We start from the raw sequence: 9,312 nt of genomic DNA, 5'->3' as shown, positions 1-9,312 counted from the left end.
TGCGGCGTTCTGCTGCGTGGTACCAAGCGTGACGACGTTGAGCGTGGTCAGGTTCTGGTTAAGCCGGGTTCGGTTAAGCCGCACACCAAGTTCACCGCAGAAGTTTACGTTCTGAGCAAGGAAGAAGGCGGTCGTCACACTCCGTTCTTCAAAGGCTACCGTCCACAGTTCTACTTCCGTACTACTGACGTGACTGGTAACTGCGAGCTGCCAGAAGGCGTTGAAATGGTAATGCCAGGTGACAACATTCAGATGACTGTTACCCTGATCAAAACCATCGCGATGGAAGATGGTCTGCGTTTCGCTATCCGTGAAGGCGGTCGTACCGTCGGCGCTGGCGTCGTAGCCAAAATCATCGAGTAATTCTCTTTTATAGAGTCTGCTTGATGAATTGAAAAAGCCCCCGCTCAGCGGGGGCTTTTTTATTGGGTTGACACCTATCTGGGGCGTCTATAGAATTGCGCCTCCTTTTAACGGGCGTATTGCGCCCGGTGGGAATAGCAGCCGGAGTCTGAAATCCAATGCAAAATCAGCAAATCCGTATCAGGTTGAAGGCTTTCGACCATCGCCTGATCGACCAATCAACCCAGGAAATCGTGGAAACCGCGAAACGTACTGGTGCTCAAGTGCGTGGTCCAATTCCACTGCCTACCCGTAAAGAGCGGTTCACCGTTCTGGTTTCCCCGCACGTCAACAAAGACGCGCGTGACCAGTACGAAATCCGCACTCATAAGCGCGTTCTGGACATCGTCCAGCCAACGGATAAAACCGTTGATGCTCTTATGAAGCTTGATCTTGCGGCCGGTGTGGAAGTGCAGATCAGCCTCGGCTAAGACTCGGTCTTGGTCGTGTAACGCTCTGAAATGGGCGGCCATAGCGGGTGAAAGCCCCGTACACTCATGAGGTTTACAACATGACTATTGGTGTAGTCGGTCGTAAATGCGGTATGACCCGTATTTTCACCGAAGAAGGTGTCTCCATTCCGGTCACGGTCATTGAGATCGAGCCGAATCGCGTCACCCAGTTCAAAACTGAAGAGACCGATGGCTATCGTGCAGTGCAAGTCACTGTCGGCGAGCGTCGTGCTTCGCGTGTAACAGCAGCTCAAGCTGGTCACTTCGCTAAAGCGAACGTTGCCGCTGGTCGCACCACCATGGAATTCCGTCTTGAAGAAGGCGAGTACCAGGCTGGCGATCTGATCAACGCTGAAATCTTCGCCGCTGGTCAACTGGTTGATGTAACCGGTCAGTCCAAGGGTAAAGGCTTCCAGGGTACGATCAAGCGTTGGAATTTCCGCGGGCAAGATAACACCCACGGTAACTCCGTATCCCACCGCGTCCCAGGCTCTATCGGCCAGTGCCAGACTCCTGGTCGTGTATTCAAGGGCAAAAAAATGTCCGGTCATATGGGCGCTGAGCGCGTGACCGTGCAGTCCCTGGAAGTAGTGCGCGTGGACGCTGAACGCAATCTGTTGTTGGTCAAGGGCGCTGTTCCTGGCGCTACTGGCGGCAACCTGGTTGTACGTCCAGCAGCCAAGGCTCGCGGTTAAGGGGAAGCTGACATGCAATTAAATGTAAATGACGCTCAAGCGATCGAAGTTTCCGAACTGACATTTGGCGGCGAGTTCAACGAGACGCTGGTTCACCAAGCAGTCGTGGCCTACATGGCCGGCGGTCGTCAAGGTAGCAAGCAGCAAAAGACCCGTTCCGACGTTCGTGGTGGCGGTAAGCGCCCATGGCGTCAGAAAGGTACTGGCCGTGCTCGTGCCGGTACTATCCGTAGCCCAATCTGGCGTGGCGGCGGTACCACTTTCGCAGCTCGTCCACAGGATCACTCCCAGAAGCTGAACAAGAAGATGTATCGCGCAGCAATGCGTTCCATCCTTGCTGAGCTGGTGCGTACTGATCGTCTGGTCGTGGTTCAGGATTTCGCTGTTGAAACTCCGAAAACCAAAGATCTGCTGGGCAAGCTGAACAACATGAGCCTGACCGATGTTCTCATCGTGTCGGACGCTGTTGATCAGAACCTGTACCTGGCTGCTCGTAACCTGCCACACGTAGATGTACGTGACGTGCAAGGTTCCGATCCAGTTAGTCTGATCGCATACGACAAGGTGTTGATCACCGTGTCGGCCGTGAAGAAATTCGAGGAGCTGCTGGGATGAACCAGGAACGCGTATTTAAAGTTCTGCTTGGCCCGCACGTTTCCGAGAAGGCTACGGTTCTGGCAGACAAGAAAGGCCAGTTCGTTTTCAAGGTTGCTACTGATGCAACCAAGCTGGAAATCAAGAAGGCCGTCGAAAGCCTGTTCAGCGTGAAAGTAGAGCGCGTCACTACCCTGAACGTTCTGGGTAAGAGCAAGCGCACTGCTCGCGGTCTGGGCAAGCGTAATGACTGGAAGAAGGCAGTTATCTCCCTTCAGCCAGGCCAAGATCTCGATTTCAGCAGCAGTGCTGAGTAAGGAAGGGGTGCATCATGGCAATCGTTAAATGCAAACCGACTTCCCCTGGCCGCCGTTTTGTGGTCAAGGTGGTCAATCAGGAGCTGCATAAAGGCGCTCCTCACGCACCGCTGCTCGAGAAAAAATCGAAGACTGGTGGTCGTAACAACAATGGCCGTATTACCACTCGTCACATCGGTGGTGGTCATAAGCAGCATTACCGTATGGTCGATTTCCGTCGCAACGACAAAGATGGCATCGTCGCCACTGTCGAGCGTATCGAATACGATCCAAACCGTACTGCTCACATCGCACTGCTCTGCTACGCAGACGGCGAGCGTCGCTACATCATCGCCCCTAAAGGCGTGAGTGCTGGCGACCAGCTGATCGCAGGCGCACTGGCTCCAATCAAGCCAGGCAACGCTCTGCAACTGCGCAACATTCCAGTCGGTTCTACCGTACACGGCATCGAACTGAAGCCAGGTAAAGGCGCGCAGATCGCTCGTTCCGCTGGTGCTTCGGCTCAGCTGATCGCTCGTGAAGGCGTGTACGTTACCCTGCGTCTGCGTTCCGGTGAAATGCGTAAAGTCCTGGCTGAATGCCGTGCGACCCTGGGTGAAGTCTCGAACTCCGAGCACAGCCTGCGTTCGCTGGGTAAAGCTGGTGCCAAACGCTGGCGTGGCGTTCGCCCAACCGTTCGTGGTGTTGCCATGAACCCGGTTGACCACCCACATGGTGGTGGTGAAGGTCGTACCTCTGGTGGTCGTCATCCGGTATCGCCATGGGGCTTCCCGACTAAGGGCGCGAAGACTCGTGGTAATAAGCGTACCGACAAAATGATCGTCCGTCGTCGCAAGTAAATAGAGGGATACGACAGTGCCACGTTCTCTGAAAAAAGGTCCTTTTATTGATCTTCACCTACTGAAGAAGATCGAAGTGGCGGCGGAAAAGAACGATCGCAAACCAATTAAGACTTGGTCGCGTCGTTCCATGATCCTGCCACAAATGGTCGGTCTGACCATCGCAGTACACAACGGCCGTCAGCACGTCCCAGTTCTCGTGAACGAAGACATGGTTGGCCATAAACTGGGCGAGTTCGCCGGTACCCGCACTTATCGTGGGCACGTGGCTGACAAGAAAGCCAAGCGTTAAGGGGTAAGGAAATGGAAGTAGCCGCTAAGTTGTCGGGCGCTCGAATCTCCGCCCAGAAAGCCCGCTTGGTCGCCGACCAGATCCGCGGGAAGAAGGTGGGCGAAGCGCTCAACCTGTTGGCTTTCAGCAGTAAGAAAGCCGCCGAGATCATGAAGAAAGTGCTGGAGTCGGCCGTAGCCAACGCCGAGCATAACGAAGGCGCAGACGTTGATGACCTGAAGGTCAGCACCGTTTTCGTCAACGAAGGGCGTTCGCTGAAGCGCATCATGCCACGTGCCAAAGGCCGTGCTGATCGCATCGTCAAGCGGTCTTGCCATATCACTGTCAAGGTTGCTGACAAGTAACGGAGTCGAAGAGATGGGTCAGAAAGTACATCCCATTGGCATTCGCCTGGGAATCGTCAAGGAGCACACCTCCGTCTGGTACGCAGACGGTCGGACTTATGCGGACTACTTGTTCGCAGATCTGAAAGTGCGTGAGTATCTCCAAGACAAACTAAAAAGCGCGTCCGTAAGCCGTATCGATATCCATCGTCCGGCCCAAACTGCACGCATCACCATCCACACCGCTCGTCCAGGTATCGTTATCGGGAAGAAAGGTGAAGATGTTGAGAAACTGCGTCAGGACCTGACCAAGCAAATGGGTGTGCCTGTGCACATCAATATCGAAGAGATCCGCAAGCCGGAGCTCGACGGTATGCTGGTTGCGCAGAGCGTAGCTCAGCAGCTGGAGCGTCGTGTAATGTTCCGTCGCGCTATGAAGCGCGCAGTACAGAACGCCATGCGCATTGGTGCCAAAGGCATCAAAATCCAAGTGAGCGGTCGTCTCGGCGGTGCTGAAATCGCACGTACTGAATGGTATCGCGAAGGTCGTGTGCCACTGCACACCCTGCGTGCCGACATCGACTATGCCAACTACGAAGCTCACACCACCTACGGTGTGATCGGTGTAAAGGTTTGGATCTTCAAAGGCGAAGTAATTGGTGGTCGCCAAGAAGAGCTGAAGCCACAAGCACCAGCGCCTCGTAAAAAAGCTGCTAAGTAAGGGGTACGCCAAATGTTGCAACCAAAGCGTACGAAGTTCCGCAAGCAGATGACCGGCCACAACCGTGGTCTGGCACTGCGCGGTAGCAAAGTCAGCTTCGGCGAGTTCGCGCTGAAGTCTGTTGCTCGTGGTCGTCTCACCGCTCGTCAGATCGAGTCAGCGCGTCGTGCTCTGACCCGTCACGTAAAACGTGGTGGCAAGATCTGGATCCGTGTATTCCCGGACAAGCCGATCTCCAAGAAACCTCTCGAGGTTCGTATGGGTAAAGGTAAGGGTAACGTGGAGTACTGGGTTGCCCAGATTCAGCCAGGCAAAGTCCTGTATGAAATCGAGGGTGTTTCTGAAGAGCTGGCGCGTGAGGCTTTCGCCCTGGCTGCTGCAAAGCTGCCGCTCGCCACCTCCTTTGTTAAACGGACGGTGATGTGATGAAAGCGAATGAACTTCGTGAAAAATCCGCACAGCAGCTGAACGAGCAACTGCTCGGCTTGCTGCGCGACCAGTTCAATCTGCGTATGCAGAAAGCAACTGGCCAGTTGGGGCAGTCTCATCTGCTCTCGCAAGTTAAGCGTGACATCGCTCGCGTGAAGACTGTGCTCAACCAGCAGGCAGGTAAGTGATCATGGCTGAAGCCGAAAAAACTGTCCGTACGCTGACTGGCCGTGTTGTCAGCGACAAGATGGACAAAACCATCACCGTTCTGATCGAGCGTCGCGTTAAGCACCCGATCTACGGTAAATACGTTAAGCGTTCGACTAAGCTGCACGCGCACGACGAAACCAATCAGTGCCACATCGGCGACAAAGTCACTATTCGTGAAACTCGTCCGATGGCCAAGACCAAGTCTTGGGCGCTGGTTGATGTTCTCGAACGCGCTGTGGAAGTCTAAGGGCTAGGGGTCGGAGAAATTATATGATTCAGACTCAATCCATGCTCGATGTGGCCGATAACAGCGGCGCTCGCCGCGTTATGTGCATCAAGGTGCTGGGTGGCTCCCATCGTCGTTACGCTGGTATCGGTGACATCATCAAAGTTACCGTCAAGGAAGCAATTCCTCGCGGTAAAGTGAAAAAAGGCCAAGTGATGACTGCTGTTGTAGTCCGCACTCGTCACGGCGTACGTCGTGCTGATGGCTCCATTATCCGCTTTGATGGCAACGCTGCTGTTCTTCTGAACAACAAGCAAGAGCCGATCGGCACCCGTATCTTTGGGCCAGTGACCCGTGAACTTCGTACTGAGAAGTTCATGAAGATCGTCTCGCTCGCCCCAGAAGTGCTGTAAGGAGATCCGACATGCAAAAGATTCGTCGTGACGACGAGATCATCGTGATCGCCGGCAAAGACAAAGGTAAGCGCGGTAAGGTGCTGAAGGTTCTTGCTGACAACCGTCTGGTTGTTGGTGGTCTGAACCTGGTCAAGCGTCATACCAAGCCTAACCCGATGTCGGGCGTACAGGGCGGTATCGTCGAGAAAGAAGCGCCACTGCACGCTTCCAACGTCGCCATCTTCAACGGCGAAACCAACAAGGCTGACCGCGTTGGTTTCAAAGTAGAAGACGGTAAGAAAATTCGTGTCTTCAAGTCGACCCAAAAAGCGGTTGATGCTTGAACACTGCTAGGTAGAAGACCATGGCACGACTAAAAGAGATTTACCGGAAGGAAATTGCTCCGAAACTTAAGGAAGAACTTAAGCTTTCGAACGTGATGGAAGTTCCGCGCGTTACCAAAATCACCCTGAACATGGGTCTGGGCGAAGCGATCGGCGACAAAAAAGTCATCGAGCACGCTGTTGCTGACCTGGAAAAGATCACCGGCCAAAAAGTCGTTGTGACCTACGCTCGTAAATCCATCGCTGGCTTTAAAGTCCGTGAAGGATGGCCGATCGGCGTCAAAGTGACTCTGCGCCGTGAGCGTATGTACGAGTTCCTGGATCGTCTGCTGTCGATCTCCCTGCCTCGGGTTCGCGACTTCCGCGGCCTGAATGCCAAGTCCTTCGATGGTCGTGGCAACTACAGCATGGGCGTGAAAGAGCAGATCATTTTCCCGGAAATCGACTACGACAAGATCGATGCTCTCCGCGGTCTGGACATTACCCTGACCACCACTGCCAAGAACGATGATGAAGGCCGCGCTCTGCTGCGTGCTTTCAAATTCCCGTTCCGCAACTGATTGGAGTAGGAAAATGGCCAAGAAGAGCATGAAAAACCGTGAGCTGAAGCGTCAGCTCACTGTTGCCAAGTACGCCACCAAGCGTGCAGTGCTGAAAGCTATCATCGTTGATCTGAACGCAAGTCCAGAAGCGCGTTGGGAAGCTACCGTAGCTCTGCAGAAGCAACCACGTGACGCAAGCGCTTCGCGCATGCGTAACCGTTGCCGCCTGACTGGTCGTCCGCACGGCGTTTACCGCAAGTTCGGCCTGGGCCGTAACAAACTGCGTGAAGCGGCAATGCGTGGTGACGTTCCAGGTCTGGTTAAAGCCAGCTGGTAATCGCTGTCAAAGCCTTGATGGTCGGGTTCGCAAGAACCTGACCATCGGTGGCCTTGAATCTGAATCAAGCCCCTTTTGGGGCTTGATTCATTTCTGGGGTGTGTCTAGAATGACCGGCTCGCCTGAGCCCGTGTTTTTCATGCCCGGAGTTTCTCGGCGACATGTAGTAGCCGCAAGGCTAATTTTTCTGTATTAGGAGCGTCTAGCCCATGAGTATGCAGGACCCGTTAGCGGACATGCTAACTCGAATCCGTAATGCCCAGATGGCTGAAAAGTCTGTCGTAAGCATGCCGTCTTCCACGTTGAAGGTGGCTGTAGCAAAAGTCCTGAAGGACGAAGGTTACATCGCGGATTTTCAGATCACCACCGACGCTAAGCCGTCGTTGTCCATCTCGCTGAAATACTTCGAAGGCCGTCCGGTCATCGAGGAAGTGAAGCGCGTTAGTCGTCCAGGCCTGCGTCAGTACAAGTCCGTTGAAGATCTGCCGAAAGTTCGTGGCGGTCTTGGCGTGTCTATCGTCTCCACCAACAAAGGTGTGATGACGGATCGTGCTGCGCGCGCTGCCGGTGTCGGCGGCGAAGTTCTTTGCACTGTGTTCTAAGGGGGGATAAGCATGTCTCGCGTCGCTAAGAACCCCGTTAAGCTGCCAGCCGGTGTCGAAGTAAAATTCGCAGGCCAACAGCTTTCGGTGAAGGGTGCCAAGGGTACTCTTGAACTGAACATCCATTCGTCCGTTGAGATCGTTGAAGAAGCTGGTGAGCTGCGTTTCGCTGCTCGCAATGGCGATCAACAGACTCGCGCAATGGCCGGTACCACGCGTGCGTTGGTAAACAACATGGTCCAGGGCGTAAGCCAAGGCTTCGAGCGCAAGCTCCAGCTGGTCGGTGTTGGTTACAAAGCGCAAGCAAAAGGTCAGGTGCTGAACCTGGCTCTTGGCTTCTCGCACCCAGTGGATTACGAACTGCCGCAAGGCATCACCGCTGAGACTCCTAGCCAGACCGATATCCTGATCAAGGGCATCGATAAACAGCTGGTAGGTCAAGTGGCCGCTGAGATCCGCGACTTCCGTCCACCAGAGCCGTACAAAGGCAAAGGTGTGCGCTACGCGGACGAAGTCGTCCGTCGTAAAGAAGCCAAGAAGAAGTAGGGCATAGCAAATGACCGACAAAAAAGTTACTCGACTGCGTCGCGCTCGCAAAGCACGCCTGAAAATGCACGAACTCGAAGTCGTGCGTCTCTGCGTGTTCCGCTCGTCGCAGCACATCTACGCCCAGGTCATCTCGGCCGACGGCAACAAAGTCCTGGCAAGCGCCTCGACTTTGGATAAAGAACTGCGTGATGGCGCCACTGGCAACATCGACGCGGCCACAAAGGTTGGCCAGCTGGTCGCTACGCGTGCTAAGGCCGCTGGCGTCTCGCAAGTGGCTTTCGACCGCTCTGGCTTCAAGTACCATGGCCGCGTTAAAGCGCTGGCTGATGCTGCTCGTGAAGCTGGGCTGGAGTTCTAAGTTATGTCAAATAACGACCAAAAGCGCGACGAAGGCTACATTGAGAAGCTGGTTCAAGTTAACCGCGTAGCCAAAACCGTTAAAGGCGGCCGTATCTTCACTTTCACCGCGTTGACCGTGGTTGGTGATGGTAAAGGGCGTGTTGGCTTCGGCCGTGGCAAGTCGCGTGAAGTGCCTGCTGCGATCCAGAAGGCAATGGAAGCTGCTCGCCGCAACATGATTCAAGTTGACCTGAACGGCACTACCCTGCAGTACGCAATGAAGTCCGCTCACGGCGCTTCGAAGGTGTACATGCAGCCTGCTTCTGAAGGTACCGGTATCATCGCTGGCGGCGCTATGCGTGCTGTCCTCGAAGTTGCTGGCGTTCAGAACGTTCTGGCCAAGTGCTACGGCTCGACTAACCCGGTAAACGTGGTTCACGCCACTTTCAAAGGTCTGAAAGCCATGCAATCTCCTGAGTCCATCGCTGCCAAGCGTGGCCTGACTGTCAAGGAGATCTTCTGATCATGGCTACCGTTAAAGTTACGCTGATCAAAAGCATGACCGGCCGCATCCCTAACCACAAACTGTGCGTTAAGGGTCTGGGTCTGCGTCGCATCGGTCACACTGTAGAAGTCCAGGATACTCCCGAGAATCGCGGGATGATCAACAAGGCTTACTACATGCTGCGTGTCGAGGGTTAATC

Annotated in this window: 21 protein-coding genes; all 21 read left to right on the top strand. The window is 54.5% G+C overall.

From position 1 onward, the window contains the following. On the top strand, positions 1 to 363 hold a 363-nt coding region (locus tag AC3WMV_RS17415; protein ID WP_475612425.1), incomplete at its 5' end, for an EF-Tu C-terminal domain-related protein. A gap of 158 nt (positions 364 to 521) precedes the next feature. Further along, the gene (rpsJ, locus tag AC3WMV_RS17410; protein ID WP_003186070.1) at positions 522 to 833 is read left to right on the top strand and encodes a 30S ribosomal protein S10; all 312 of its coding nucleotides are present in this window, start codon (positions 522 to 524) and stop codon (positions 831 to 833) included. Positions 834 to 913: 80 nt separating this feature from the next. Then, positions 914 to 1,549, top strand: coding sequence for a 50S ribosomal protein L3 (gene rplC / locus AC3WMV_RS17405; RefSeq protein ID WP_003228738.1), 636 nt, complete (start codon positions 914 to 916; stop codon positions 1,547 to 1,549). A gap of 12 nt (positions 1,550 to 1,561) precedes the next feature. Continuing rightward, a complete protein-coding gene (gene rplD / locus AC3WMV_RS17400; RefSeq protein ID WP_003228735.1) occupies positions 1,562 to 2,164 on the top strand; it encodes a 50S ribosomal protein L4 in 603 nt (200 codons plus the stop codon). Continuing rightward, complete coding sequence (rplW, locus tag AC3WMV_RS17395; protein WP_002555488.1) at positions 2,161 to 2,460, top strand: 50S ribosomal protein L23; 300 nt, start codon at positions 2,161 to 2,163, stop codon at positions 2,458 to 2,460. The genes rplD and rplW overlap by 4 nt, the downstream gene beginning before the upstream one ends. A gap of 14 nt (positions 2,461 to 2,474) precedes the next feature. Continuing rightward, complete coding sequence (gene rplB, locus AC3WMV_RS17390; protein WP_003228734.1) at positions 2,475 to 3,299, top strand: 50S ribosomal protein L2; 825 nt, start codon at positions 2,475 to 2,477, stop codon at positions 3,297 to 3,299. 16 nt (positions 3,300 to 3,315) lie between these two features. Beyond that, a complete protein-coding gene (gene rpsS / locus AC3WMV_RS17385; protein ID WP_003228731.1) occupies positions 3,316 to 3,591 on the top strand; it encodes a 30S ribosomal protein S19 in 276 nt (91 codons plus the stop codon). 11 nt (positions 3,592 to 3,602) lie between these two features. Beyond that, positions 3,603 to 3,935 carry a 50S ribosomal protein L22 gene (gene rplV, locus AC3WMV_RS17380; RefSeq protein WP_003103908.1) on the top strand — a complete coding sequence of 111 codons (333 nt, stop codon included), beginning with the start codon at positions 3,603 to 3,605 and terminating at the stop codon, positions 3,933 to 3,935. A 13-nt stretch (positions 3,936 to 3,948) separates the two neighbouring features. Beyond that, on the top strand, positions 3,949 to 4,635 hold the full coding sequence (gene rpsC, locus AC3WMV_RS17375; RefSeq protein ID WP_003176422.1) for a 30S ribosomal protein S3: 687 nt from the start codon (positions 3,949 to 3,951) through the stop codon (positions 4,633 to 4,635). Positions 4,636 to 4,647: 12 nt separating this feature from the next. After that, positions 4,648 to 5,061, top strand: coding sequence for a 50S ribosomal protein L16 (gene rplP / locus AC3WMV_RS17370; protein ID WP_003228729.1), 414 nt, complete (start codon positions 4,648 to 4,650; stop codon positions 5,059 to 5,061). After that, positions 5,061 to 5,252, top strand: a complete 192-nt coding sequence (rpmC, locus tag AC3WMV_RS17365) for a 50S ribosomal protein L29 (protein WP_002555481.1) — start codon at positions 5,061 to 5,063, stop codon at positions 5,250 to 5,252. The genes rplP and rpmC overlap by 1 nt, the downstream gene beginning before the upstream one ends. 2 nt (positions 5,253 to 5,254) lie before the next feature. Then, complete coding sequence (rpsQ, locus tag AC3WMV_RS17360) at positions 5,255 to 5,521, top strand: 30S ribosomal protein S17 (RefSeq protein WP_003194644.1); 267 nt, start codon at positions 5,255 to 5,257, stop codon at positions 5,519 to 5,521. A 23-nt stretch (positions 5,522 to 5,544) separates the two neighbouring features. After that, complete coding sequence (gene rplN, locus AC3WMV_RS17355) at positions 5,545 to 5,913, top strand: 50S ribosomal protein L14 (protein WP_002555479.1); 369 nt, start codon at positions 5,545 to 5,547, stop codon at positions 5,911 to 5,913. An 11-nt stretch (positions 5,914 to 5,924) separates the two neighbouring features. Further along, complete coding sequence (gene rplX, locus AC3WMV_RS17350; protein WP_003186046.1) at positions 5,925 to 6,239, top strand: 50S ribosomal protein L24; 315 nt, start codon at positions 5,925 to 5,927, stop codon at positions 6,237 to 6,239. 20 nt (positions 6,240 to 6,259) lie between these two features. Next, positions 6,260 to 6,799, top strand: coding sequence for a 50S ribosomal protein L5 (gene rplE, locus AC3WMV_RS17345; RefSeq protein ID WP_003210069.1), 540 nt, complete (start codon positions 6,260 to 6,262; stop codon positions 6,797 to 6,799). A 13-nt stretch (positions 6,800 to 6,812) separates the two neighbouring features. Continuing rightward, positions 6,813 to 7,118, top strand: a complete 306-nt coding sequence (gene rpsN / locus AC3WMV_RS17340; RefSeq protein WP_097138608.1) for a 30S ribosomal protein S14 — start codon at positions 6,813 to 6,815, stop codon at positions 7,116 to 7,118. A 209-nt stretch (positions 7,119 to 7,327) separates the two neighbouring features. Further along, positions 7,328 to 7,720 carry a 30S ribosomal protein S8 gene (gene rpsH / locus AC3WMV_RS17335; RefSeq protein ID WP_007966178.1) on the top strand — a complete coding sequence of 131 codons (393 nt, stop codon included), beginning with the start codon at positions 7,328 to 7,330 and terminating at the stop codon, positions 7,718 to 7,720. A 12-nt stretch (positions 7,721 to 7,732) separates the two neighbouring features. Beyond that, on the top strand, positions 7,733 to 8,266 hold the full coding sequence (rplF, locus tag AC3WMV_RS17330; protein WP_007966176.1) for a 50S ribosomal protein L6: 534 nt from the start codon (positions 7,733 to 7,735) through the stop codon (positions 8,264 to 8,266). A 10-nt stretch (positions 8,267 to 8,276) separates the two neighbouring features. Beyond that, positions 8,277 to 8,627, top strand: coding sequence for a 50S ribosomal protein L18 (rplR, locus tag AC3WMV_RS17325; RefSeq protein WP_003186037.1), 351 nt, complete (start codon positions 8,277 to 8,279; stop codon positions 8,625 to 8,627). 3 nt (positions 8,628 to 8,630) lie between these two features. Further along, the gene (gene rpsE, locus AC3WMV_RS17320) at positions 8,631 to 9,131 is read left to right on the top strand and encodes a 30S ribosomal protein S5 (protein ID WP_003176409.1); all 501 of its coding nucleotides are present in this window, start codon (positions 8,631 to 8,633) and stop codon (positions 9,129 to 9,131) included. Positions 9,132 to 9,133: 2 nt separating this feature from the next. After that, positions 9,134 to 9,310, top strand: a complete 177-nt coding sequence (gene rpmD, locus AC3WMV_RS17315) for a 50S ribosomal protein L30 (protein WP_003176408.1) — start codon at positions 9,134 to 9,136, stop codon at positions 9,308 to 9,310. Positions 9,311 to 9,312: the final 2 nt, after the last annotated feature.

This window comes from Pseudomonas sp. FW305-3-2-15-E-TSA4, from assembly GCF_058787295.1.
This window is presented reverse-complemented; position numbering and strand designations above follow the sequence as displayed.

Coding starts and splice junctions, on each gene's coding strand:
- rpsJ (WP_003186070.1), top strand. CDS start 522: ATGCAAAATCAGCAAATCCGTATCAGGTTGAAGGCTTTCGACCATCGC.
- rplC (WP_003228738.1), top strand. CDS start 914: ATGACTATTGGTGTAGTCGGTCGTAAATGCGGTATGACCCGTATTTTC.
- rplD (WP_003228735.1), top strand. CDS start 1,562: ATGCAATTAAATGTAAATGACGCTCAAGCGATCGAAGTTTCCGAACTG.
- rplW (WP_002555488.1), top strand. CDS start 2,161: ATGAACCAGGAACGCGTATTTAAAGTTCTGCTTGGCCCGCACGTTTCC.
- rplB (WP_003228734.1), top strand. CDS start 2,475: ATGGCAATCGTTAAATGCAAACCGACTTCCCCTGGCCGCCGTTTTGTG.
- rplV (WP_003103908.1), top strand. CDS start 3,603: ATGGAAGTAGCCGCTAAGTTGTCGGGCGCTCGAATCTCCGCCCAGAAA.
- rpsC (WP_003176422.1), top strand. CDS start 3,949: ATGGGTCAGAAAGTACATCCCATTGGCATTCGCCTGGGAATCGTCAAG.
- rplP (WP_003228729.1), top strand. CDS start 4,648: ATGTTGCAACCAAAGCGTACGAAGTTCCGCAAGCAGATGACCGGCCAC.
- rpmC (WP_002555481.1), top strand. CDS start 5,061: ATGAAAGCGAATGAACTTCGTGAAAAATCCGCACAGCAGCTGAACGAG.
- rpsQ (WP_003194644.1), top strand. CDS start 5,255: ATGGCTGAAGCCGAAAAAACTGTCCGTACGCTGACTGGCCGTGTTGTC.
- rplN (WP_002555479.1), top strand. CDS start 5,545: ATGATTCAGACTCAATCCATGCTCGATGTGGCCGATAACAGCGGCGCT.
- rplX (WP_003186046.1), top strand. CDS start 5,925: ATGCAAAAGATTCGTCGTGACGACGAGATCATCGTGATCGCCGGCAAA.
- rplE (WP_003210069.1), top strand. CDS start 6,260: ATGGCACGACTAAAAGAGATTTACCGGAAGGAAATTGCTCCGAAACTT.
- rpsN (WP_097138608.1), top strand. CDS start 6,813: ATGGCCAAGAAGAGCATGAAAAACCGTGAGCTGAAGCGTCAGCTCACT.
- rpsH (WP_007966178.1), top strand. CDS start 7,328: ATGAGTATGCAGGACCCGTTAGCGGACATGCTAACTCGAATCCGTAAT.
- rplF (WP_007966176.1), top strand. CDS start 7,733: ATGTCTCGCGTCGCTAAGAACCCCGTTAAGCTGCCAGCCGGTGTCGAA.
- rplR (WP_003186037.1), top strand. CDS start 8,277: ATGACCGACAAAAAAGTTACTCGACTGCGTCGCGCTCGCAAAGCACGC.
- rpsE (WP_003176409.1), top strand. CDS start 8,631: ATGTCAAATAACGACCAAAAGCGCGACGAAGGCTACATTGAGAAGCTG.
- rpmD (WP_003176408.1), top strand. CDS start 9,134: ATGGCTACCGTTAAAGTTACGCTGATCAAAAGCATGACCGGCCGCATC.